30 protein-coding genes and 1 pseudogene are annotated in these 21,397 nt (G+C 43.4%); 3 read left to right on the top strand and 28 right to left on the bottom strand.

The window, feature by feature from the left end; genetic code table 11:
- Positions 1-110 precede the first annotated feature (110 nt).
- From MUB35_RS25705 to MUB35_RS25715, 3 genes are all read left to right on the top strand, one after another.
- A complete protein-coding gene (locus tag MUB35_RS25705) occupies positions 111-329 on the top strand; it encodes a helix-turn-helix domain-containing protein (protein ID WP_244807046.1) in 219 nt (72 codons plus the stop codon).
- Positions 330-420: 91 nt separating this feature from the next.
- On the top strand, positions 421-567 hold the full coding sequence (locus MUB35_RS25710) for a hypothetical protein (RefSeq protein ID WP_244807047.1): 147 nt from the start codon (positions 421-423) through the stop codon (positions 565-567).
- Positions 568-662: 95 nt separating this feature from the next.
- A complete protein-coding gene (locus MUB35_RS25715; RefSeq protein WP_244807048.1) occupies positions 663-956 on the top strand; it encodes a hypothetical protein in 294 nt (97 codons plus the stop codon).
- Positions 957-1,022: 66 nt separating this feature from the next.
- Here the strand turns inward: MUB35_RS25715 and MUB35_RS25720 are convergent, their stop codons facing one another.
- The 28 genes and pseudogenes from MUB35_RS25720 to MUB35_RS25845 all read right to left on the bottom strand — a co-directional run bounded on the left by MUB35_RS25720 (position 1,023) and on the right by MUB35_RS25845 (position 20,833).
- On the bottom strand, positions 1,023-2,054 hold the full coding sequence (locus tag MUB35_RS25720) for an N-acetylmuramoyl-L-alanine amidase (protein WP_334303737.1): 1,032 nt from the start codon (positions 2,052-2,054) through the stop codon (positions 1,023-1,025).
- A 9-nt stretch (positions 2,055-2,063) separates the two neighbouring features.
- A pseudogene (locus MUB35_RS30940) lies at positions 2,064-2,567 on the bottom strand (glucosaminidase domain-containing protein); the annotation flags it as partial.
- A gap of 39 nt (positions 2,568-2,606) precedes the next feature.
- On the bottom strand, positions 2,607-2,912 hold the full coding sequence (locus MUB35_RS25725) for a phage holin family protein (protein ID WP_244807050.1): 306 nt from the start codon (positions 2,910-2,912) through the stop codon (positions 2,607-2,609).
- Positions 2,913-2,914: 2 nt separating this feature from the next.
- The gene (locus tag MUB35_RS25730; RefSeq protein WP_244807051.1) at positions 2,915-3,247 is read right to left on the bottom strand and encodes a hypothetical protein; all 333 of its coding nucleotides are present in this window, start codon (positions 3,245-3,247) and stop codon (positions 2,915-2,917) included.
- Positions 3,248-3,541: 294 nt separating this feature from the next.
- Complete coding sequence (locus MUB35_RS25735) at positions 3,542-3,970, bottom strand: hypothetical protein (RefSeq protein ID WP_244807052.1); 429 nt, start codon at positions 3,968-3,970, stop codon at positions 3,542-3,544.
- A gap of 13 nt (positions 3,971-3,983) precedes the next feature.
- Positions 3,984-4,238 (bottom strand): hypothetical protein, encoded by a 255-nt coding sequence (locus MUB35_RS25740; RefSeq protein ID WP_244807053.1) that lies wholly within the window; start codon positions 4,236-4,238, stop codon positions 3,984-3,986.
- A complete protein-coding gene (locus tag MUB35_RS25745; protein WP_244807054.1) occupies positions 4,238-4,513 on the bottom strand; it encodes a hypothetical protein in 276 nt (91 codons plus the stop codon). Before MUB35_RS25745 ends, MUB35_RS25740 begins: the two co-directional genes overlap by 1 nt.
- Positions 4,514-4,516: 3 nt before the next feature.
- Entirely contained in the window at positions 4,517-4,804 is a 288-nt protein-coding gene (locus tag MUB35_RS30945; protein WP_255786280.1) for a PF13754 domain-containing protein, read from the bottom strand.
- A 1-nt stretch (position 4,805) separates the two neighbouring features.
- Complete coding sequence (locus tag MUB35_RS25755) at positions 4,806-5,714, bottom strand: Ig-like domain-containing protein (protein WP_244807055.1); 909 nt, start codon at positions 5,712-5,714, stop codon at positions 4,806-4,808.
- A 1-nt stretch (position 5,715) separates the two neighbouring features.
- Positions 5,716-6,444, bottom strand: a complete 729-nt coding sequence (locus MUB35_RS25760) for a hypothetical protein (protein WP_244807056.1) — start codon at positions 6,442-6,444, stop codon at positions 5,716-5,718.
- 14 nt (positions 6,445-6,458) lie between these two features.
- Entirely contained in the window at positions 6,459-7,487 is a 1,029-nt protein-coding gene (locus tag MUB35_RS25765; RefSeq protein WP_244807057.1) for a phage tail tip lysozyme, read from the bottom strand.
- An 11-nt stretch (positions 7,488-7,498) separates the two neighbouring features.
- The gene (locus MUB35_RS25770) at positions 7,499-9,343 is read right to left on the bottom strand and encodes a phage tail spike protein (protein ID WP_244807058.1); all 1,845 of its coding nucleotides are present in this window, start codon (positions 9,341-9,343) and stop codon (positions 7,499-7,501) included.
- The gene (locus MUB35_RS25775; protein ID WP_244807059.1) at positions 9,340-10,128 is read right to left on the bottom strand and encodes a distal tail protein Dit; all 789 of its coding nucleotides are present in this window, start codon (positions 10,126-10,128) and stop codon (positions 9,340-9,342) included. Before MUB35_RS25775 ends, MUB35_RS25770 begins: the two co-directional genes overlap by 4 nt.
- Positions 10,125-12,317: a phage tail protein gene (locus MUB35_RS25780; RefSeq protein ID WP_244807060.1), complete on the bottom strand. Its 2,193-nt coding sequence runs from the start codon at positions 12,315-12,317 to the stop codon at positions 10,125-10,127. Before MUB35_RS25780 ends, MUB35_RS25775 begins: the two co-directional genes overlap by 4 nt.
- Positions 12,318-12,321: 4 nt before the next feature.
- Positions 12,322-12,453, bottom strand: coding sequence for a hypothetical protein (locus tag MUB35_RS30550; RefSeq protein ID WP_255786283.1), 132 nt, complete (start codon positions 12,451-12,453; stop codon positions 12,322-12,324).
- Positions 12,454-12,491: 38 nt separating this feature from the next.
- The gene (locus tag MUB35_RS25785; protein ID WP_244807061.1) at positions 12,492-12,920 is read right to left on the bottom strand and encodes a hypothetical protein; all 429 of its coding nucleotides are present in this window, start codon (positions 12,918-12,920) and stop codon (positions 12,492-12,494) included.
- Positions 12,917-13,537: a hypothetical protein gene (locus MUB35_RS25790; RefSeq protein WP_244807062.1), complete on the bottom strand. Its 621-nt coding sequence runs from the start codon at positions 13,535-13,537 to the stop codon at positions 12,917-12,919. The genes MUB35_RS25785 and MUB35_RS25790 overlap by 4 nt, the downstream gene beginning before the upstream one ends.
- Positions 13,527-13,961, bottom strand: coding sequence for a hypothetical protein (locus MUB35_RS25795; RefSeq protein WP_244807063.1), 435 nt, complete (start codon positions 13,959-13,961; stop codon positions 13,527-13,529). Before MUB35_RS25795 ends, MUB35_RS25790 begins: the two co-directional genes overlap by 11 nt.
- A gap of 77 nt (positions 13,962-14,038) precedes the next feature.
- Complete coding sequence (locus MUB35_RS25800) at positions 14,039-14,368, bottom strand: hypothetical protein (RefSeq protein WP_244807064.1); 330 nt, start codon at positions 14,366-14,368, stop codon at positions 14,039-14,041.
- A complete protein-coding gene (locus MUB35_RS25805) occupies positions 14,337-14,690 on the bottom strand; it encodes a head-tail adaptor protein (RefSeq protein ID WP_244807065.1) in 354 nt (117 codons plus the stop codon). The genes MUB35_RS25800 and MUB35_RS25805 overlap by 32 nt, the downstream gene beginning before the upstream one ends.
- A complete protein-coding gene (locus MUB35_RS25810) occupies positions 14,680-14,961 on the bottom strand; it encodes a hypothetical protein (protein ID WP_244807066.1) in 282 nt (93 codons plus the stop codon). The genes MUB35_RS25805 and MUB35_RS25810 overlap by 11 nt, the downstream gene beginning before the upstream one ends.
- A gap of 20 nt (positions 14,962-14,981) precedes the next feature.
- Positions 14,982-16,367: a phage major capsid protein gene (locus MUB35_RS25815; protein ID WP_244807067.1), complete on the bottom strand. Its 1,386-nt coding sequence runs from the start codon at positions 16,365-16,367 to the stop codon at positions 14,982-14,984.
- Positions 16,367-16,942, bottom strand: a complete 576-nt coding sequence (locus tag MUB35_RS25820; RefSeq protein ID WP_331477643.1) for an HK97 family phage prohead protease — start codon at positions 16,940-16,942, stop codon at positions 16,367-16,369. Before MUB35_RS25820 ends, MUB35_RS25815 begins: the two co-directional genes overlap by 1 nt.
- Positions 16,935-18,119 (bottom strand): phage portal protein, encoded by a 1,185-nt coding sequence (locus MUB35_RS25825; RefSeq protein ID WP_244807068.1) that lies wholly within the window; start codon positions 18,117-18,119, stop codon positions 16,935-16,937. The genes MUB35_RS25820 and MUB35_RS25825 overlap by 8 nt, the downstream gene beginning before the upstream one ends.
- A gap of 9 nt (positions 18,120-18,128) precedes the next feature.
- Entirely contained in the window at positions 18,129-19,862 is a 1,734-nt protein-coding gene (locus MUB35_RS25830) for a terminase large subunit (protein WP_331477644.1), read from the bottom strand.
- Positions 19,843-20,232, bottom strand: a complete 390-nt coding sequence (locus tag MUB35_RS25835; RefSeq protein ID WP_244807069.1) for a P27 family phage terminase small subunit — start codon at positions 20,230-20,232, stop codon at positions 19,843-19,845. The genes MUB35_RS25830 and MUB35_RS25835 overlap by 20 nt, the downstream gene beginning before the upstream one ends.
- A 74-nt stretch (positions 20,233-20,306) precedes the next feature.
- Positions 20,307-20,546, bottom strand: coding sequence for a hypothetical protein (locus MUB35_RS25840; RefSeq protein ID WP_244807070.1), 240 nt, complete (start codon positions 20,544-20,546; stop codon positions 20,307-20,309).
- Positions 20,543-20,833, bottom strand: coding sequence for a hypothetical protein (locus tag MUB35_RS25845; protein WP_244807071.1), 291 nt, complete (start codon positions 20,831-20,833; stop codon positions 20,543-20,545). Before MUB35_RS25845 ends, MUB35_RS25840 begins: the two co-directional genes overlap by 4 nt.
- Positions 20,834-21,397 lie beyond the last annotated feature (564 nt).

The raw sequence follows: 21,397 nt of genomic DNA on the forward strand, positions 1-21,397 counted from the left end.
TTATAAACCAAATATGGTTTATTGTCAATAGGTTTTTAAACTTTTTTTGGATTATTTTATTGACATTAAAACAGGATGGTTTTACAATATAAGAAAAGGAGGTATTCCGTATGCTTGTTTATAAAATCAATGTTATTGATACCTTGAAAGAATCAGGCTACAACAGCACGCGTATATTAAAAGAAAACATATTGAGTCAGTCTGCAATGCAAAAATTAAGAAAAGGGGATATGGTCGGAATTAAAACACTTGAACAATTATGTGAGTTACTGGACATGCAACCTGGGAACATAATTAAATATGTAGAAGGAGAAAATAAACCAAAATAAGTTTAGATTATATCTTGACATTAAACCAAAAATAGTTTATAATAAAGATAGTTAAGGCAAGTAACTTAACGAATATCAGAAAGGAGTACATATGGAAGATATGACAAGAGATGAATTTAAAACAATCATGGAAATGGTCAGGATGATAGTTGAGGGAAGTAAAGATAAAGAAGAGGCTCTAAAGAAAATCGACAGTCTTACGATACTGAAAGATAACGAAAAAAATAAGTCCGAATAGGACTTAACAGAACCCAAGGGAGGGCGGGCTTGCCACCGCTCCCCCAGCAACTAAATTATAGCAAATTAGATTTTAAATTACAAGGGGGATACAAAATGAAAAAATTTACAGGATATATAAACTATGGTGTTTTATCTGCAGAGAAAAGACAGGTATGGACAGCAAATGCTCCTCACGCCACTGCTACATGCAGTGACAAGGTAGAGATTGAGGTTCCAGAAGGATGGGATATGTTTGAGACAAACGGCGGCGATGTGATGTTCACCTCACCGTGGGGATGGGATTATCTCCCTGATGAAATCCTTGCAGGAAATGAAAATCCTTACTTCATAGTCGTCGACAAAGACGGCAACGAAAAGCGAGTGTCCCTTAAATATAATAAGATTTAAAAAAAGCCCCGGTTCTCCGCCGGGGCTTTACAGCGTTTTACAGTTGACACTCTGTGTGGTTAACAGTTACTTCAGCGCTCCTGTTTTATCAGTGTAGCACATCTTTCCGGACTTGTCCACATAGTAGATTTTTCCGCCAGTACGGACCAAGTTATCTGACACCATAGCACCATTGGCTTTCAGGTAATACCAATTCTTTTTCCATTCAATCCATCCTGTTTTCATCCATCCCGCAGAATCAAAGAAGAACCATACTCCGCCGATCTTCTCCCAATCGTTTTTTACATATCCGCCGTCTGCATGGCGGTACCACCAGCGGCCATCACGGACCTGTATCCAATTATTCTTTTTCAGGTATGCATCTACGGCTACCCTTGTCTTCTCGCCTGCGCATCCATCAGGATTCACACCCACAAGGCGCTGCACCCGGATAGTCTGTGTCTCTGTGTCCTGTCCAAACTCTCCGTCCACGTTTACTCCACTGCCAAATATGTTCAGTTTTTTCTGCCATTCTGTCACTTCTGCTCCGGTATCTCCTCTGGACAGCCAATCTTTTGTATCTCCAGATGGAGTATTACCTGACATTACACTTCCTGTAATTCCGGCAACAATAGCATTCGCCATCTTTTCTGCAGTATATTTCCCGGCATCTTCTGCGCTGTCACAGAAACAACATTCCACCAGGAGCGCCGGACTTGCTGTATGCCGTAACACATAAAGGCTGGAGTTTGTCTTTACACCTCTTTTGGTGTATCCCAGCTCCCCGATTCTGTCTACAATCCTCTGGGCGTAAGGCTCTGCCGCCGTGCCCCAGTTATATATAAACACCTCTGTGCCGTGAGCCTGGCCATTGTAGCAATTAAAATGAATGGATACATCCAGATCAACTGCATGGGCATTACATTTTTCCACAATAGCTGCAAGGTTTCCGCTTACACTTCCGGAATTTTCATCTGTACAGTCATAGACTGTATGGCCTGCTGCCTGCAACTTACGAATCACCAGGTCTTTCACCTTCCGGTCTTCCGTTGTTTCAGAAAATACCCCAGCCGCTCCTGGAACCTTAAAGTTATGTCCTGCATGTACATTGATTCTCATTCCTTCTTCCTCACTTTCCACATTTAAAATATTCCGATGTATCTTCAAGATTTTTTCTCCGTATCCTTTACCTGCCGCCCACCCTGTGTGATTCGGATTTTCTTGTATTCCCAGCCACTCCACATATTCTGCCATTCCACGCTTCACGAAATGAAAACGCGGGTCTACACATCCCTGTTTAAGCGGTTGGTTACAAGCATAGGCTTTTAGGTGCTGGACCTGTGCGCGGATTCCCAATTGTGGGCTGGGAAAATTGTTACCTTTCTCTCCATTTTTCGTCACACCCATTCCGCAAAAATTATTCTGCCTCAGGCTGACTGCAGATCCGGCGAAGGTAAAATTTCCTGTCTCCAAACATGATTGCGCAAATGCTATATCTCCTTTTACTCCCTCTGCTTCACCCTCAGTCAGATATAGCGGTATCATATCCAGTACGGTCTGTTCTACACCTGGATTTTTACTCTTGATATATTTTTGCATCTGCTTCACGGATGCAGATGCCCTGCCCATTATCAATACGCCCATATTGCTCCTTTCATAAAAAGAGAGCGATTACTCGCCCTCTTCTCCTGGTCCATTTTCTGCTTTTTTCTTTCCGTCTTTATCAACCAAATTTCGCAGCATTTCATAAAGGCCCGTACTTGCCAAACCTGAAGTCATACCGCTTATAATCACCTCTGCATTAATGCCACTGCTCATGTTGATAAGTATTGCAATAATGGTGCCCATCGTAAGAGTGGCAAGTGGGATGTACCTATTTTTGATCCCCGGTATCGCGGTCTTAATCACATACCCCACCAGAAGGCAGATACCTAATATTACCGGATTGATATAATCCATCAAAAAATTTAAGTCCATGTTCATCTCTCCTTTTTCTCTAAAATAGTGATTCGTGTTTCGTGGTCATGCAGTTTATCATCCTGCTCTTCATTATGTTTCCACAGCCTTTCATGGGATTTGCTATTTCTGGCTGTCAGTTCATCCATTCCCTCATCCAGCATGTTTAACCGGTCAATTAACCGGGTGATTGATGTGTTGAGCTTTACTATTGGCGTCCCTATGGATATTGCAAAGGCTACAAGAGCGACAATAACACCAAATACTTCCCATTCTGTCACATGTAAGTTCCTCGCTTTCATGATTTTTTGTATAAAAATAAGACCGTCTCCGGTCTTGATCTGATTTCCATTCAAATCACCTTCTTTCTGTGTGCAAAACTCCGCTTTAGGAGGTTTCGGCATTCAGACAGGAAAAACCAGAATAATCCCGATACCAAATGAACAAACCTCTGTTCATGTAACTTTTCCAAAGGCTTTTAAAGAAGCCCCGGAAGTATTTCTTACCGCAAGATCATCTGTTTCCGGGAAAGCATTACTGGGATATGGAACAATGGATACATCAAAAACAGGTTTTGACATATACGTGCTACGCATAAATGACACATATACAGATATGTCATGGGTTGCAATTGGGCCTCTGTAAAAAATTTATTTTGCTGGTCCTATTGCAACCCACATAATTGTACTGGTTGTTGTTCCACTACGCGTAAGGTAAATATTACATCCACTTTTGGTTACATCGGATGCTGACGTTCCTGTTATAGCTGTTCCTGGTGCTGAGCTGGCAGGACAGGTAATAACAACCGGTGCCGATGCAAATTCACGACTAAACGTGATTGCTTTTGCAGTTGGTGTATTCACTTTAGGCGTGATATCCACTTTACCTATAAGAATTTGAAAACCTCCTAAAGCGGAGTTTAGTTCACGATTTATCATTTCTTTTACTACAGATGCAGCTGCCCTTTTTGTTACCGGCGATCCAGTAGACGGTGTAGTCTCTATAATAAAATCATCTGTTGTATTTATGGTTGTTGCTGCTTCTAACTGTTTTATTTTCTTTCCTGTTATTTCTGCCATTTTAAATTCCTCCCTATTCGCTTATGACTATTAATTTCTCATTGTCTGCTGCAACTATCGGTTCCCCTGCCGCAGTTTCCAGGTTCCAATCTTCCCGCGGTACATATTCCAGCACATTCCCGGCAGCATCCAATAACGCACTTCCGGCAGCCTCTTCTATCGGATGTACTATATTTTCCACCGTGACCGATATAATAAAGGTACCCGACACTGTGACAGTCTGGGGTGTAAGCTGCACGTCTGTTATCCTGAAATTTATCAATGCCATTACTTCACCTTCACTTCCACAACCTCCACCAGTGTTTCCATTCCTATCTGATATGTGTATTTTAAAAGATAGGTCCCGGCCTGCGGCGGCGTTATCACAGCCCTTAATATGTGTTTCTCAATATCCGCTTTCCCGGTCCCTACAATATCCCCGGTATATTTCTCTGCCAGCTTGTAATCTGCTGACAGGATATTAAAAGGCTCACCGTGGATATTATGTATTCCAATTTGGATTATCCGGGTCTCCCCTATGTCAATCTCACATCTCAGGGCCATACTCTAACACCTCCCGTTACATATCGGTTGCACTAATTCCGCGTAATAAGCTGACGGCAACAGCTCCACCCTATACGGGCACGGAACGAGATGCGCGCAAAGACTTGACGGGTCAAACGTGAGGAGCCACCTTGTCGTAAAGCAGTAATTCCCTGCCTCGTCCCAGGCCGTCAGCTCTACTATATACGTCCCGTCAATGTCAGCGGGGACAGTGGTTTCCCACATGTCCCCATCTCCCCGCACAAAAATCATATTGTTACCGTCAACTTTCCCCTCTAAGCGCGTCACCATATCAGTCTGTCACGGTTACGCTGATCACAAATGTCTTACCAGCATCAACCGGATTCGGTGTGATTGTTACCTCTGTAATAGACGGCGGTGTCGTATCCAGAGTAACCGTCCTGGTAACAGTGGTCTGTTTACCAGCCTTATCTGTAGCAACTACTGTAATCGTGTTGGAACCTGCCGCCAGGGTCAACGCTTTGCTGAATGTTCCATCGTCGTTCACTGTCACAGCCTCAGCCGCTCCGCTATTCAGCTTAATGGTCACTGTACACGGGCTGGATGTGACATCATTTGTCGTACCGGATACGGTGCAGGCTGCCTTATTTGTGATCAGTCCATTTGCAGGATTGGTAATGCTCAGTGTCGGCGGTACGGTATCAATCTTAAAGGTTACGGATTTCTGCGCAGCCGCATTTCCGTCGTAGTCGCTCGCATCCACCTTGATCGTGTGGCTGCCGTCCGAAAGGGCTGTGGTCGGCTTATATGTACATTCATATCCGCCTGAAACTTCATTTTTTGTAATTCCCGCTGTGATAGCAGCACCACTGTCAATTGTGATCTTAATGGTATCCGGGTTCACGCCAGAATCGTTGTCCGTCACTTTAAATTTGATCTCAGGTGTATTGTTTGCAAGATATGCACCCGCTGTCGGCGCTGTGATCGTGATGACCGGCGCTACCTTCTCTTTTACAACCAACCGAAGCTTACTTCCCAGCGTCGCGTCTGATGCATCCTTTGTGGCTACATTCCCTGCTTCATCGGTTGCTTTAACCGTTACTGGATAGTAATGCCCTGACTGTTTGTAGCTGGACAAACTGGGGGCTGTTATGGTTGCCTCCCATTTTCCTGTGGTGCTGTTTTTTGTGAGCGTTGTTGTTTGGCCGTTAATTGTGGCCTGTATTGTCTTTACTGCCATGCTATCCCTCCACCATGATCGTTTTAGCTATTGCATCTTTGATATCTGTGATATCCTGGTTGACTTGTTCCACATTCATATTTTTTAATTTCTCATAAACTGCATTGGCATTTGTAGTTGCTTTTTCTGCATTTCCTGCCTCTTCGGTTGCCAGAACTGCCGCATCATTCGCATTCCCTGCTGCGGTAACTGCTTTCTCTGCCTCTGTATTTGCCCTTTCTGCTGCTGTATCAGCATTGCCGGATGAAGTATTCGCTGCCTCCGCCGCGCTCTCTGCTTTCTTTGCCGCCTCTTCCGCCGCACTCCTCGCAGTGTTCGCCGCATTGATCGCTGCAAGTGCTTCTTTTATGGTCTGTTCCAGGATCGTAAATTCGTCTTTACTTTCAATTCCTGTCGCATCAACTTTTGATTCCTTTACATCTAACCGGAACAAAAAGCTTGTCACCTTTTCATTCCCCCTGTAAAGCTGTATTTGGCCCAGGCTGACTCCCGTCTCTGCTATCATCTGCGTAGTTGCTTTTACCGTTACAGCATTATCCTGTATAGCTGCATTGCTATAGCAGGAAAAACCACTGGGTTTTTTAATATAAACCTTTGCCGACATATCATTTGTCAGGGTAATATCCTCTGCATTAAAAACAAATTCTCTTCCGGAATCTCCCTGCACTGTTTCTATTCTGGCCTGTATCCCATCCCGCAGGAAGTATACCGGTATGATATGCTGTATCATCCCTTCACCTTCTTTCAATGTATCCCCGGTATCCACCTTACAAGATAGACACCTTTCGGTGGCGGCGGTGTCACTCCCTGCAGGTATCTGCGCACCTCCACCAGTTTCCCGCTGTGCGTATATGCGCTGGCTGTTTTTACTCGCGGTCCTATTCCCGAACCATGGCCTACAAACTGGTCATTTCCCAGATACATCTCTACATGCGTAGATGCATTTGGGTCATCGCTGTTACCCCAGAATACCAGGTCCCCACGCTTTGCCCCGGAAATCTGCTGCATGTCCAAAGAAAACACATCCTCATAATTCGGATTGTGCCACACCAGGTCCCCATGCTCCATCTGGTCCCCGGTCCATGTTCCAATCTGGATACCTGCCCCGCGCTCAAATGCTTTCCACATCAGCGAAGAACAATCGCTATATCCTGTAGGCTCATCAAATACGCGTTCCCTCAGTGCTCCATCCTGGGAATAGGTATTCTTTCCAACGCGGCTAAGTACAAGCTGTACAACATCCTCAATCTTGCTCTCTCCGTATGTGAGATTTTCAAACCAGTACCGGGCATTCTGTTTTCGCTCTTCCAGTTCCGGTACTCCTGGTCTCTCATAATTCCGCATGAACGCCTCTGCCAGATATTCCGGTGATTGTGTTGATCTTGTGAATTCGGAAAAAGAGAAATTAAAAGAGGAAGTGGCAATCCATTGCTGGTTGTTTGCCACTTCCCATAAAATACATTCCAATTGTCCTTTAAAATATGCTATCGGATTACCGGTATTGTTTCCCCATGGATATCCTCTGGCATCCGCCCATGATGTATATTCCGTTGCCGGTGTCCACTGTACCAAACCGTATCCGCCTGACATATTGCCGTAAATAAGGGATTCCCATAATCCGGGGTTCATCGTTGATTCCCGCTGCATATTTCCTAATATCGCCGCAACCGCATTCTGCGTCCACCCGTTACTTATCAGGTAATCCGCGATATACTGTGCGTTGTCTGTCATTTGCGACCGCTCCAGATATGCATTGCTGATTATCAGTGCCATCTTCTGTCCTCCTAAAATTCATTTCCGTCTTTATCTCTTCCGCCTGACAGCCAACCTCTTGAAAAATCCAGATAAGTCCCATCCGAAAATTCCGCCCTTCCGCTCTTAGCTCCCTGGACGTATGTTCCACTGTCCTTTATCCCTGTCTTTCCAAATCTCCAGGCGTTCATGATATTATCTTCAAATTGTATTGAAAATGAATTACTTTTAGGTCCCATTGTGATATATGGGGTTACCACCCGCAAGTCTCCAGTTGCTTCGTCCAGTGTTGCCCCGCCGCTTATCCTAAAAACTCTAACCTTTTTACCGTTAAAATCGGATAAAAGGCTTATTGCCCCCGGTGTGATACTCACGTACAATCCATATCCGTCTCTTTTTGACTCTATCTCTCCCTTTAAATGGGCATTGTTCATTGAGACTTCCCCGGTATCCAGGTTGATATAGAACCCTTCCCCAGTCTCCTCGTTGTAGTTTCTGGATGCTAGAAGGCCTGCTACGATACAGTCTGCGATGAACCCATATCCTGTCCCAAATGTCCTCCAGTCCCAGTCCTTTCCATCTGCGGTACGCTCCGACGCGATCATAAACCCTTTTGTTCCAATACACATAGCGCCAAAGTCCGGGCTTTCCGGGTCCAGGTCCTCACAGATCATTGCTACAACCTCTGCCTTTTTTGCTCTTGTACTCTGTGCTCGCAGTTGTGTTATAGCAGCATTCATGATTCCTATGATTTTTTCGCCTTTCAGCCCGCCACTTTCTGTGATCGCTTTTGCCGCCGCCTGCATGACCAGAGACATCTTGTCAAAATAATTTGATTCAATATCACCTATATGAAGAGATCTGATTCTCTGTTTGATGCAGTCATATGTCAGGCTTGTCACCCGACCCTTTGTCACGATGTCCAGTTTTTTGTTCTCACACTCTATGCTGTCACCTAAATTTATTTTTACAAGGTCCTTAAAGTCTTCATACTCCATTGTGTTTTCCAGTGGTATGAAATCCACATCGTAGGATACTTCCGGCCTATCCACGCCGTCTTTAAAGTCCTGTTTCGCCCGCTCTATAAGGGCAGTTCTCAACTCTTCCAGGGTTTCATAGCCTTTTTCCTCTTCTCCCGTACAGTCTTCCTGTAGTTTCAGTTCACTGTACTGTATAACCTTTGTATACACAATGGGGTACTTTTTGATGTTCGGACTATCCACCCATGGGCTGTCCCCGTCCAGCATATATCCGTTATATGCCTCCGGGATGATGCGGGTTATCACGTTGTCAAAATCAACATGCTCCTTAATCCCCTGCAGATTGTATCCAAAAGCAACCCTTGCCCCGTAATCCCCTCCGGCGCGGCCGTTAATAATCACATGATAATTGTTATATACAGGTTCTCCGCCCCATCGGTTTATAAAACTGTTATCATCATCTCCATTAATCGCCTGCAAGAGGTTCATTTTTATGAAATAAGCTGTCCGGGAACTCCTTATATCGGATTCCGCTGTGTACTGCGTGCCTTGGGTAAGTATCTGCAGTGCTTCATTTCCTGTCTTGTTTGTGGGGCGTTTATCAAGTATTGGGACCTCTTTCCCGCAGTCGTAAAAAATGGGGTATGCCTTTGCAGTCACCCCCGAATCTGACTTTTCATGTTCGTAGATTCTGAACAGTTGCCCGTCCCCTATGTTGGTATCCGCCTTTATAACGGCCCCTGATCTGATCAGGTTCACGTTGCTATCTGGTGGATTTTCAAGTGTCAGTTCCCAGGTCCCTTTCAGGATCTCTTCCACATCACAGGATATTGGCTGCAGGACTGCATCTCCATTGCTGTCGTATTTTTTATTGTCTGCATTATATATCTGTATCATAGTGACCTCCATCTCGGCGTTATATAAAAATCAAAATCACTCCCGGTCATAATCTCATTTTTCCCTGGTACAAAGTAAAGCTTAGTGTAATCCCCTGTGACCTTTTGATTCATTTTTACGCCATCTTGCCTATACGCCGCCTGCAGCTCTGTGTCAATGATCAACTCCCCCTGCACATTGGCGTACATCCAATTTCCATTTACAGAAAAAGAACATATTCCATTTCCCACAATCCTATATAAGGGGTGACATGTATCAAGAGCATTTAGAGTGGTCGTTGACATGCAGGTAGATAATACCCGATTCCCGGCTGCGTCCATTATCGGATTCCCGGCTGCCGTGGAAAGGAATACTGGGGAAAGTTCCTGTTTTCTTTCAACAGTCCCTGCATTTAGATACATATAAGGTGCACATAAAAAAGTAGCGTTGAACCTTCCCAGTTCATACGCTACTCTTTCATTTGATTCCAGCCTTACAAAATATACAAAATAATAATAATCTGTATCGTCCGATAATTTCAACTTAGCATTTTTCGCAGACAGCCACCGTTTTGCGCACCGCCACATTTCTACCCAACGGTCAGGCGTTTCCATGTAATTAAACTCAATTTTAATTTCTATTTGGTTGTAACGCATCTTGTCCTCATGGAGTACACCATCTCTTCCTGGTATAATTATGGTTTCCATATCATAGTCTGGTGCTGGAATGTCCGGTCTTTTTACAACATACATTCCTATGCTTTCGGCACTTGCTCCTGCATATTCTATATCATATCCATATGTCATTTTCCTATCACCGCCATTCTGCTTCTCTGTTTCCCTCCTATATACCGTTCTGCGTTTTTATATATTTCCTTTCCATCCAGTTTCACAATCGTAGTGTGATATATTGGCTGATTTATGTTTGCGCTATATGTCATCGTCCCGCTATCCATGCTAAGTGTATCCTGCATATTTCCTGCCATACTCCCAATAGCCTTCATAAGTTCCGGCTGGCTCTTCTTAATTCCGCTCACCATAAGCTCGATCATATCCGGCATCCATTCTGGGGCACTTGTTAATGGGCCTTCATCAGGTACGGAAAAATGTAAGAATGATTTTATCTTATCGGCTACGCCTTTGACTGCATCCTTTATTCCTGAAATTTTTGATTTTATACCGTCAATCAAGCCCTGAATAAAATCTTTTCCCCACTCTATCGCTTTTCCTGGAAGTGAAGTAATATAATCCGTTGCATTCTCAAATCCTACCACTACTGTATCTTTTATTTCAGACACTTTTGTTTTAATACCTGATACTATATTTCTGAATCCTTCAATAGCCCCTTCTTTTATCTCCCGTACTTTACCTGTAACTGTCTCCTTTATGGATGAAAATGTACTGCTTATTTTTTCTCCTAATTCACTGAAAAACTTCTTGATTGATTCTATTACATTGGAAACCTTTTCTTTTAAGTCCGCCATTAATGCAGTAACATTATTACGAAATTCTTCATTCGTATTCCAGAGATGCATGAATGTTGTGATCAGCAGAGTGATCAACGTAATGACAGCGCCTATCGGGTTTGCAGCTATAGCACCGGACAAAGCCTTTACGCCTCCTGTTAACCCTGGTAAAACTGTTGATAATTGAGTCGTTCCACTCAACACGCCTAAAAGACCCGTTCCTATTTTTGTAATCTTCCATGCAGCGAATGCCAATCCCACACCTTCCAAAGCACCAATGATTATATCTTTATTGTCTATGAGAAATGTCCCAAATTCTATTATCTTTGGTACTACAGTATCAGCCAAATAGGTGAATGCACTCTCTATTCCTGTGCTGACTTTTGAAAAGTCAACATTTTCAGTCAGTTCCAGCAGTTTTTCCAAGATTTTATTAATTCCCTCATGCACGGCATTTGAGACTGGTGTTACACGCTCTGACATTTCTGCCATCGCACTGTCAAAATCGGCCGCAGCCTGATTTGCAGCCACTAAATCTGCATTTTGGTCCTGCCACGCTTTCCCAGCTTCCATTAACCCTTGATTTGCAAGTTCCTGCATGATTAGGTTTGTTCTTTCTGATTGAGAGGAACATGCGGCCAATTTTTCATTAAATGTATCTTCATTTGTCCCTGCCCAGTTCAGCACATCAGCAAATGTTCCTGTAACCGTCCCTACTTTTGCAGTCTCATTTATCGCTTCTGCAAGCCCGTCTATGGGTATGGAATCTCCATATGAAGCCCAGGCACCTATTGTCCCATTAATGAGTGTTGTTAATTCTTCCTGGTTTAACCCTAATGCCTGCAGGTTTGCAGTAGTTGTGGCTGCTGTCTGATCATCCGCCAGCACACCATATAGCGTTTTATAACTCTGCGTTGTTTCTTCTGCAGAATATCCGGCCTTTTCACTTGAAACATCCAAGCTTGACATGATTTTCCTGTATTCTTTTGTTTCCTCCACAATATTTGATATTGCAGAGGCGATTGATTTTATCCCTTCCACAATCCCATGTCCGATAACGCTTGCTTTCAGGTTGTCCCCAAATGCACTGCTTTCTCTTCCAGCATCTTCTGCGGCCTCTGCAACGTCCCTCATTCCGCTCTCTGTATCACGCAACCCTTTGTCCATCTCATCCAGCGCTTCATTGTTCTGCTTCAATTCTGTTTCTAATTTATTTAATTCTGTTTCAGAACGATTTACCACCTGCTGCCACTTCAATGCTTCCGTAGAACCTTCACCGAACTTCTTTGTTGCCTCTGAAAGCGCCTTTTTTGCAGCTTCCAGTTTTTTATTCTGTGCGTCGATTGAGCTGTTTAACACTTTATTTTTAGAAATCAATGCTTCCTGCCCGTTTGCATTGTCCGCAAATTCCGAAGTGACTTTCTGCATCTCTGTGCCCAGTGTCTTTAACTCCGTATTGATATTGTTTAACTGTTTTCGGAACTCTGATTCTCCGTCCAATCCAATCCGCGGCCCGATATCATATGCCATTCCCTCACCTCAAATTTGGTATATACCTGTCTTCTCTATGTACTGCTTCTCTCGCTGCCCCACTGATGATTTGAGATACACTGATTAAATCTATGAACTCCCCTATTGGCATGCAAGAATATTCCAATACTGGCATTCCAAGTTTCCTCCCCCAATAATCAAGCCACGCAAAGCTTATTTGCTCTGCGCGGCTTCTATGTTTTTTACCGCATCCTCTGTGGGTTCTGTTTCTATTTCCTGATTACTCGATGCAGCTATACAAATCGCTATCGCCCTAACGACATCCTGCAGACCTTCAAGATTTGTGATACCTATTTCTATAGCCTCTGCCGAAATAGGTATCCATTTTCCATCTTTATCGACCGGAGAATCATCGGGTATGGGCATATCTTTTTCAAAATAATTTTTATATGCACATCCCTGTGCGATAAAAAGTTCCGTCATCCAAACGAGCATATCAATATTCTCTACGGTAACATCATCATCTGTAAACGCATCCAGGATCTTCATTCCACCATATTTCGCTGCAATTGCTTTCTGTGCTCCTAAAGAAAATGATAATGGATAATTTTTTCCAGCAATTTTTAAATAACTCAGCATCATGCACCCTCCCATGTCTTCCCACATTTCCACATCAGGTATTCAATAGCTTCCGATTCTTTTTCAAACCATGCATCCTGCATCCATGGGTGTTTGTTTTCCTCGTCCACGGCATCTGACCGCATAATTTTGCCAGTAATGCTTTTTGTCTGCCACTCTACACTCTCGCCACGTGTAGTTGCAGCTTCCTCCGGCACATTAAAATACACTTTCGGGAAAAAAACTGCCCTGTATTTGTCTGTGTCTTCTATCTGGTGTTCCTCAATGATTCCAAATCCTAAATACGGTGTTTTTAAATCGTCATCGAATGTCGATTCTGTAGTCTGGATTTTTGCTGCCGTAGGCCCAAATTCTATTTCTTTTGTCTTCACTCCAAGGATTTTTTGCGATATCTCTTGCGGCAAATCTGTAGTTCCCAGTGTCAATTCCCCACTCTGGAAACTTCCTTTTGCATTTTCTACAATTTTGTTATCTCCATGTAATGGGTTATCATCACTCACTTCCCATGACACCCCATATTCAACCGCGTGATCTGCCACAAATGGCTCTTTGTATTTTACTACTCCATCTGTGTTCTCATATACTCCGCAAACCGGAATTGAAAGCCCTTTAACTGCCATTTTTAAACTCCTCCTTTATTTCTTTCTCTGCTCTGGTTGCCATCGACTCTATAGCTGTATTCCTTGCCTTTGCCACACTTTTTCTCACTATTGGATTTTTCTTTCTGAATGATGTCCCATTCTCCACCGAGCGCATCAGTAATTGGTTTGGAACTCCTTTGGGATACTTACGTGTCCGCATCTTACTGTATCCGTCCCAGCCTAACTTTGTACTTATATATCCCTGCTTAAATTCCTGTATGGGTGCAAGTCCCATACTGTCAATAAGGTCTCCTTTCTGTACCCTTGACACCCCTGTTATCGGCGCTTCTGGTGTCCCAAATAATGGCAGTCCGTTTTTTCCTTCCTCTACAGGCAGTTCTTTAAGCCCTGCCTTTACTGCATCTGCAATAACCGCCCCACCATCATAAACCACTCTTTTCATGACACTGTCTGCATTTTTTGACAGCGTCTTTATTTTTTTTGCATATTCATCCAGTCCCTTTATCTGCAGTACCGCCATTAACTCACCTCAAAGATCCACTGGTAATGGATATATTGTGTTTCATCTTCATATTCTACAGTCCCCAACCTGAACGCTATCCGGTTCCGCTGCATTGTGTCCTGTATCCCTGCTGCCCATTCATCATTTTCATTCTTTGTGAACAAGTCTATAGTACCCTGAATGGCCTGTGACAATTTTCTGTTGTCACCATGCAGTCCCGACGCTTCTGCATCTTCTGAATACACGATATAGCGTTCCCCTTTATTTCCGGCTTCATAGTGATACACTTCTTTTGTCACTTCTAAGAGTGCATTCTTAACCCTTTCCACCGCAAGAAAATTCAGCATATTTTTCACCCAGCCTTTCCAGCGATATCCTTGTTATCTGCAGACCGTTTTCATCATCTGCATGTTGTACAAGCGTACATCTGTACTGACATCCATCAATGATGCATACATCATCCCCATGGATATCGCGGTCACGCCATATATGTACTACCTCTGCTACTTTCTCTTTTGCCTGCAGTGCAGTATAATGCCTTTGTATTCCTACTGTTTCATAACCGAAATAATGAGAACTTTTATATATCAGCCCATCCCTGGGTTTTTCCCCCGGAGCTGCAATATTTTTTACTGCATATATTTTTATGATCCCATCGTCAAATGTCACTTGTTTTCCCTTTCTGGCTCATAAGCATATTATTAAGTTCATATCTCAGATGGCGTGGCATACTCGTTTCATTGCTTGCACGCCTCCTAAAAAGATAAGCAGCATAGTGGATTGCCACCATGCTGCTTCCTAAGCTTTCGTCTAATTTAATCCCTTCCTCTTTTATCTTGTCCTCTGCAAGTTCCAATAATTTTGTCAGGTATTCATCATGCAGATCATGCATAATCTGCAAATCCATTTTTAAAATATCCAACTGTTGCCCTCTTTGCATGACCTTCCTCCCTGTTTATATTACGGTGTTTCTGTATTCGCTTTGTCATCCGGAAATGTTGCGGTCATCCCCGGTGCTGCCCCTGCTATATTCATGATCGCGAAAGCCTCCGCAATAATCGGTTTGCCGTCATATCTTGCGGTTCCTTTAAATAATGTCTGGTCTTCCAGGAACTTCACATGTTCAGACTGCCCAATCTGGATACCCTTTCTCTGTACTGTTTTATAGTTCTTCATATATCCGAATGCAATGTCTCCATCAGCCATAAATTCCAGCTCTTCCAGAGCTCCCCCAATCACCGGCATTGTGTCAGACATGCCTGATACGATAGCTGCAGCCATATTACTTCCCATAGCCTCAACAACAAGGTCCACATGCGTAGATTTGTTCATAATCCACACCAGTCCTTCTTTGCTGTAATCATTCGCAATTTTTTTCGTTGCTTTTACAATTTCCTTAAAAAGATTAACCCCGCTTTTTCCGGTGATTGTAATGACATTACTTTCGTGAAGGTCTTTCCACTCCCGCTCCGTTGCCGAATATCCTTCCGGCTTTGCTTCCTGCGCCAGCCGTGTCACAAATCCGAGGGGCATTTTTGCGCCTTTTCCGTAAACAATCGCTTTATCTGCTGCCTTCGCAATAGATACACCCAGCGAATTAATGACCTTCCCTGTCAAATCTATATCATTGTCCTCCAGGATAGCATTGCATACTTTAAAAAAACCTCCCACTTTAAATCCATCCATCTCTACATCTGTGAACCCAAGTGACAGTTCATTCAGTGTTCCGCACTGCTCTGTCCATACCCCCTCCGGTTCTGCCCCTGACACTACCATTCTGGATGTTCCTGTCAGTATCTCCATGTCAGTATATTTCAGCAGTTTGGATGCACCGTATGTAATCTGCTGCAGCATTGGCAGCATCACTTCCGGAATGATCAGTTCTGTGTTCCCGATCGAACGCTTATTAGTCACCATACTTCTGATTCCGGTAACAAACTCCTTTACATCAGAACGGTTAAAGAACTCATGCCTTTCCTGCATGTTCATATCCTCAAATTTCTTTCTTTCCATCATGGTTGTTTTACCTTCCTCTCTTTCTCTGATTTCTGCTGCAGGCGGTGTGCTTCTTTTCTCTTCCTCTTTAATCTCGCCTTCGATTTTCTTAATCTCTTCTTCCAGATCTTTCACAGATTTATCATGTTCCTCTTTCTCTTCCTGGAATATCTCAGACTGTGATTCAATTTCCTTTCTGTCATCCTCCGGTGTATCCTCTGTCATTTCATTGATTGCCTCTTCCAGTTCCTTTTCCCGCTTCTGGAAATCCGCATCTTTTCCCCTCAGCTCTCCAAGTTCTTTTTTCACTTTATCAAGACGACTCCTAAGTAATAATGCTTTTAATGCCATTATCTTTCTCCCTTCAATTTTTCTATCATTCTTTTTTTCCATGCCTCAATACTGCGTTTTTTAATTGTTTCCGCCTGCTGCTTTCTTGCACTTACGGCGGTTTCCGTATATGCAGGAAAAGTTACAACTGACACCTCATACAGTTTTACTTTTTTGATTGTCCAGTGTACTTCTGTGCCCCTGTCTTCAAATTCTTCGTCCAGGATATCAAAACCAAAACTGCACTGGTCCACATCTCCGCGCCTTACTCTCTCGTACAGGTTCATGGCGTCCACGTCGTTTTTATTGATCCTGACTTCTCCCCATAGCCCACGGCTGTCAACTTTCAGTGTTAATGTATTTACTTTTGTCCTTCCCAGTACGAGCCGTGTCTCATGGTCGATCAGGCAGCGGATATCATCTGACAGTGTTCCGTCAAAGGCGGTTTCCGCCACGCTCTCCGTAGCACCCGGCCAGATTTCATAGTCCGAATTAAAAACTGCAAAATATCCTGAAATATAGATATTCTCTGATTCTTCCCTTGTCTCAAATTTCACTGGCATTCCCCTGACCTGACGCATGCTTATTTCACTCACCTTTATCACCTCCCTGTTCCAATTTCTTTTGATCCCCTATCATCCCCTGCGGAATGTAGTTCTCTAATATTATCAGTCCGTCCAGTCCATCCTTTGGTGACAGCCCAATCCAATCCCTGACTTCATTTCCTGACATGATCCCTCTGGTATACATATTTGCCCCCACATTCGATAATGTGTTTATGTCATATGCGTATAAGGAACGCAGATTGAACTTAAAATACCAGTCCGGGCTTAACAGCAGCTTTCTTGTAAACTCCTGTTCAATCGCATTACAAATGGTCCGTATCCTGGTATTAATAAAATTGTTCCACTCTTTTTCATCGAAAGTCCCTTCTCCTACCAAAAAAGAAGGTATGTCCAAAATTGCTGCTACAGTACGTTTATCCAGCCTTACCGAATCAGGAAGTGCTATATCATTCAGGGAGAGCGGCCTTACTTCCTTGATATCAAATTGCTCTGCCGGAATCATCCATGGCTCCCCTGATTCAGACGTTTCAATGTAGCTTTCTAATAAAGCCTTTCTTCCTTCTTTGTTGGAAAACTCTTCTGTCAACGCATCGACTTTTACCACCATAGACGGTTTCCATTTGCTTTCCATAAATCCTTTTTTAGTTTTTTCGGCCTGTTTCAAACTGTCTGCAACTGCTTTTAAAGTGGTACGGTATCCCGTTCCTTTCCATGGGCGATAGGTATCCGGGTTAATGACAAAATGCAGGATGTTATCAGGATCGTACTCCATGCCCTCATAATATATCTTGTACCCGTAATCATCCGGTATGAATGAAACGCTTCCCGGTCTTGCCGGTATCAAGTCTTTTAAATAACCATTCTCTGTTGTAGGGAACACGATGCTGTTCCCGTCCCCATCCAGGAGCATAGACTTTACTACAGCGGAAATGAATGTTTTTCTTGTCATATACCTGTTTGGGTATATGTCCACCTTTTTCGCAAGTTCATTCTTTATCCTGATATCGCCCTTGTCTGTGTTTGCCATCAGATAAATTGTCATACTTGATATCAGATCACAGATTTTGTTTACCCCTGACATAACCTCTGGGTTGTCGGTCAGTCTGGTATACCCATTGCAGCATAAAGTGTCATACGCCTCCATGCTGCATAAAAAAGTATTCCCTTTTGGCTCCGCCCTGGTCTGCTTCTTCTTTTTCTTTGACATGATCCCCTCCTATGAAAACCATTCACTTGCTTTCTGCGATTTTTCTATGTCTATCAGCATTTGCTTTGCTGCTATCACATCCGCGTCAAACAAATCTATCCGTAGTTTTTGTTCTACTTTTTCAAAGCGTACAAAGTCATCACTATCCTCTATGGCTTTGACATTTCCTATACAATACTCATAGGCACGGTTATGACAGTAGTAAAACTTCTGCTCTTTGTATTTATTTTCTATTTCACGGAATGCCTCTGTCTTTTCTACATAACGCTGTGACTGGTCACGCATTCTGAACCCAGCTTTTTTCATTTTGAGTACAAATTCCCGGCTGTATCTCCGGTCATATCCTACCCACTTTATCTTGAATCCCATCTTTTTCATTGCTATGAACCATTTCACCGGTTCTTCATAGTCAATTACATTTCCGTTACACATCGTTAACCAATCCTTTTCCTGCCACCAGAAAAACGGTATGTTATCTTCTTCTGCCTTTACGTTTGCGACTGCAATAGGCATAAAAGCATGTGTAATCGCAATGTCTACATCTTTATATCTCCCATGCAGCGCAGTCCCAGTCAGATCATGCATGAGGGATAAGTCCGCTCCTCCATACCATGTTACCGGCAGCTTTGAAAGTTCTTCCATTGTCCAGTTATACTTTTCATCGGACGCTTGCACAACTGCCATATCAAAGTAGGTGTCTACCGCACTGGTAAATACATTCAATGATTTTGCAAAGAAATCCTTTCTCTGCTGTGGGTCATTCTGGGCCTGCACAGCATCCGTTATCATATCTTCTGGCCTTATTGACTCCCCATATGCCGGGTTTGCCATTTCATGCACTTCTGGGTTCAGATAATCAATATACTCATTCCCGTCTTCACCTTTTTGTGGGTCTGCCTCACAGATAAATATAAAATATTGTTCATCTTCTACTTGTCCGTCTAATACCTTTTTACAGTATTTCACTCTGTTTGCCAGGAATCCGTTAGGATCATCCCCTGCCGTCGATATCCCTATCATTAATTTATTGGAATAAGCTTTCATTGCCTCCTTAAAAAGGTTATACTGCTTTGGTTTTTTAAAGGCGTGCATTTCATCCGCGATCGCTACGTTGCAGTTAAATGAATCCTGTGAATCCGGGTTCGCCGCCAAAGCATTAAGCACGAACAACCCTTCTCCGATCTCTGCACTGATGGAATGTTCATTATTGTTATCTATGATCCGGAACCTTTCCTCCTCCCCCATATTCACAATGTTGTATTTTATGAAGTTAAATGTCTCAAGTGTCTGCTTCTGTGCTGCTGCTACCACATAGATCTTTGATCCCGACATCCGGTATAAAAGTCCAAGCGCATACGCCAGTGCCCCAGCAAAACTGGTCTTAACATTTTTTCGTGGTATGAAGATAAGGCATTCATGGAAACGGTTTATTATCGTCCCTTTCAACTTAAATCCAAGAAGGTTGTATACGATAAATTTATGGAACGGCATCAAAAAAAACGGCGTTCCTCTTAAAGGTGTGCCGTCTCTCATTTCTCCCTGTTGATGACATAGGGTCCTTTCAATAATATTGATGCAAAATTCTGCATCATGCGGATTAAACTCATATGCAGGGTTTTCCAGGTCCTTCAGGAATCTTTCACATCCCAAAACACGATACTTATTCGCCCGTATCTTTCCTGAAACAATACCTGATGCATAGTCCATCACTGTATCCCAGTTCTTATGTTTCTTCATCCGCATGTACGAGCGCCTTTTCCAGTGCGCTGCCTTTCTGCTTATCAAGCCCTTTTGCTTTTATCATTTTCAAACCTTTCGGTGTAAGTCCGAATATGTTTTCCATATCTATCAGTTCTTTCCGCATAGTTTCAATGGACAGGTATAGGGCCGTCTTTCTCTGATTTGTTGCTCCTGATTTATTTGTATACTCCTCTGTTATTCTGCAGCCTTCCTCATACCACTGTTCATTCAGGATATCAAACTGTAACCTAAGTTCTGCATAACGCTTTATGGGGGCCTCAAACTCACTTCTATACGTTCCCAGCTTCTCCATATTTGCTTTTGTTTCCTTGTATATCTCATTCTTTTTTCTGGTAACGCTTGCTTTTTTCATGGTCCCTTCCCCCTTTTTCATTTTCTTCCCGGAGATGGAAAAAGCTAACCCTCCCCAGTAGACGAGATTTCAAATCAGGTATCCAGGCCAGGGGGGATATCATTTCCCAAAATTATATTTACAGTCTGGATGTTAATACTACAGCCATATGGCAACATTGCTTCTTGGCTCTCCGATAAAGCAGGAACCGGTTTTGCATCGGCCTGCCACCTCAAATCATCTATATATTTCTCCAATCGGTTTATATCATCTATCCTCTGCATTTCTCCATGTTTTATTGCACTGTCTTTTAACGATTCTAACAATTCTTTCATATCTTCCTCCATTCATCATGTGGCTTGATCAACCGCTGCAGCATCAAACCTTCCTTTGTCAGTTCCCCTGTCTTCCGGTTCTCTAGCCTATTATGTGTGGCCTGGCTGACTGAGATCAGGTTCCAGTCGCACCATTCATATTCTGGATATTCTTCCGCTGGATAGATATGATGCACCGTATTTGCTGCTGCAGTCCTACCAAACATAGCCGCCACTCTGTCCTTATACTTATCCAGTTTTAATATCTTCTCTCTTTTCTTTTTCCATTTCGCTGATTGATAATCCATTCTTGTCTCCCTGATCAAATTTATGAATCGGCGTAACTGTTTGAGCTATATGCCCATAATAAAAGCGCCCAGCCAGTTATCTGACCAGACGCTCTCTATTGCTTACCCCGGGTGATAATCCCGGAGGCTACACAGCACTCAGTGCACATTATGCTGCTGTACTCCCTGCCTCTCCGGTGACCCGGCGGCAGATAAGCGAAGCGGACGCATCCGGAATCGAACCGGAACCCAGGGCGCGACCCTGCCCATCTTCCATTGATGGTATGCTCCACACATTGCACCGCTGTAACGGTGCTGCTATCCCAGACCTAGAACACGCAGTTTAAAGTATATACACTGCTGACCTACCCCGGACACCAGGGAATCTTATGCTCTCTATAAACTGCTTACACTTCCAGAGCGCTACCCGTAATTGCCGGACTACTGCAATCACCGGCCAGTCTCATCTGTTACGGATAAAGTTTTTTGCAGCTTTATAGCATTGCAGGACTTCAAGCTGTACAGAAATATGTTCTTCCGCTTTTGGTATCAGAACCCCCTCACAACTCCACCCAGGGACGTCTC

The organism is Blautia sp. NSJ-175 (genome assembly GCF_022867815.1).
Classification (GTDB): domain Bacteria; phylum Bacillota; class Clostridia; order Lachnospirales; family Lachnospiraceae; genus Blautia; species Blautia celeris.

Bases quoted from the DNA above. Each gene is read 5' to 3' on its own strand.
- MUB35_RS25705 (WP_244807046.1), top strand. From the start codon at position 111: ATGCTTGTTTATAAAATCAATGTTATTGATACCTTGAAAGAATCAGGC.
- MUB35_RS25710 (WP_244807047.1), top strand. From the start codon at position 421: ATGGAAGATATGACAAGAGATGAATTTAAAACAATCATGGAAATGGTC.
- MUB35_RS25715 (WP_244807048.1), top strand. From the start codon at position 663: ATGAAAAAATTTACAGGATATATAAACTATGGTGTTTTATCTGCAGAG.
- MUB35_RS25720 (WP_334303737.1), bottom strand. From the start codon at position 2,054: ATGAGAATCAATGTACATGCAGGACATAACTTTAAGGTTCCAGGAGCG.
- MUB35_RS25725 (WP_244807050.1), bottom strand. From the start codon at position 2,912: ATGGACTTAAATTTTTTGATGGATTATATCAATCCGGTAATATTAGGT.
- MUB35_RS25735 (WP_244807052.1), bottom strand. From the start codon at position 3,970: ATGGCAGAAATAACAGGAAAGAAAATAAAACAGTTAGAAGCAGCAACA.
- MUB35_RS25740 (WP_244807053.1), bottom strand. From the start codon at position 4,238: ATGGCATTGATAAATTTCAGGATAACAGACGTGCAGCTTACACCCCAG.
- MUB35_RS25745 (WP_244807054.1), bottom strand. From the start codon at position 4,513: ATGGCCCTGAGATGTGAGATTGACATAGGGGAGACCCGGATAATCCAA.
- MUB35_RS30945 (WP_255786280.1), bottom strand. From the start codon at position 4,804: ATGGTGACGCGCTTAGAGGGGAAAGTTGACGGTAACAATATGATTTTT.
- MUB35_RS25755 (WP_244807055.1), bottom strand. From the start codon at position 5,714: ATGGCAGTAAAGACAATACAGGCCACAATTAACGGCCAAACAACAACG.
- MUB35_RS25760 (WP_244807056.1), bottom strand. From the start codon at position 6,444: ATGATACAGCATATCATACCGGTATACTTCCTGCGGGATGGGATACAG.
- MUB35_RS25765 (WP_244807057.1), bottom strand. From the start codon at position 7,487: ATGGCACTGATAATCAGCAATGCATATCTGGAGCGGTCGCAAATGACA.
- MUB35_RS25770 (WP_244807058.1), bottom strand. From the start codon at position 9,343: ATGATACAGATATATAATGCAGACAATAAAAAATACGACAGCAATGGA.
- MUB35_RS25775 (WP_244807059.1), bottom strand. From the start codon at position 10,128: ATGACATATGGATATGATATAGAATATGCAGGAGCAAGTGCCGAAAGC.
- MUB35_RS25780 (WP_244807060.1), bottom strand. From the start codon at position 12,317: ATGGCATATGATATCGGGCCGCGGATTGGATTGGACGGAGAATCAGAG.
- MUB35_RS30550 (WP_255786283.1), bottom strand. From the start codon at position 12,453: ATGCCAGTATTGGAATATTCTTGCATGCCAATAGGGGAGTTCATAGAT.
- MUB35_RS25785 (WP_244807061.1), bottom strand. From the start codon at position 12,920: ATGATGCTGAGTTATTTAAAAATTGCTGGAAAAAATTATCCATTATCA.
- MUB35_RS25790 (WP_244807062.1), bottom strand. From the start codon at position 13,537: ATGGCAGTTAAAGGGCTTTCAATTCCGGTTTGCGGAGTATATGAGAAC.
- MUB35_RS25795 (WP_244807063.1), bottom strand. From the start codon at position 13,961: ATGAAAAGAGTGGTTTATGATGGTGGGGCGGTTATTGCAGATGCAGTA.
- MUB35_RS25800 (WP_244807064.1), bottom strand. From the start codon at position 14,368: ATGCTGAATTTTCTTGCGGTGGAAAGGGTTAAGAATGCACTCTTAGAA.
- MUB35_RS25810 (WP_244807066.1), bottom strand. From the start codon at position 14,961: ATGCAAAGAGGGCAACAGTTGGATATTTTAAAAATGGATTTGCAGATT.
- MUB35_RS25815 (WP_244807067.1), bottom strand. From the start codon at position 16,367: ATGGCATTAAAAGCATTATTACTTAGGAGTCGTCTTGATAAAGTGAAA.
- MUB35_RS25825 (WP_244807068.1), bottom strand. From the start codon at position 18,119: ATGTCAAAGAAAAAGAAGAAGCAGACCAGGGCGGAGCCAAAAGGGAAT.
- MUB35_RS25830 (WP_331477644.1), bottom strand. From the start codon at position 19,862: ATGCGGATGAAGAAACATAAGAACTGGGATACAGTGATGGACTATGCA.
- MUB35_RS25835 (WP_244807069.1), bottom strand. From the start codon at position 20,232: ATGAAAAAAGCAAGCGTTACCAGAAAAAAGAATGAGATATACAAGGAA.
- MUB35_RS25840 (WP_244807070.1), bottom strand. From the start codon at position 20,546: ATGAAAGAATTGTTAGAATCGTTAAAAGACAGTGCAATAAAACATGGA.
- MUB35_RS25845 (WP_244807071.1), bottom strand. From the start codon at position 20,833: ATGGATTATCAATCAGCGAAATGGAAAAAGAAAAGAGAGAAGATATTA.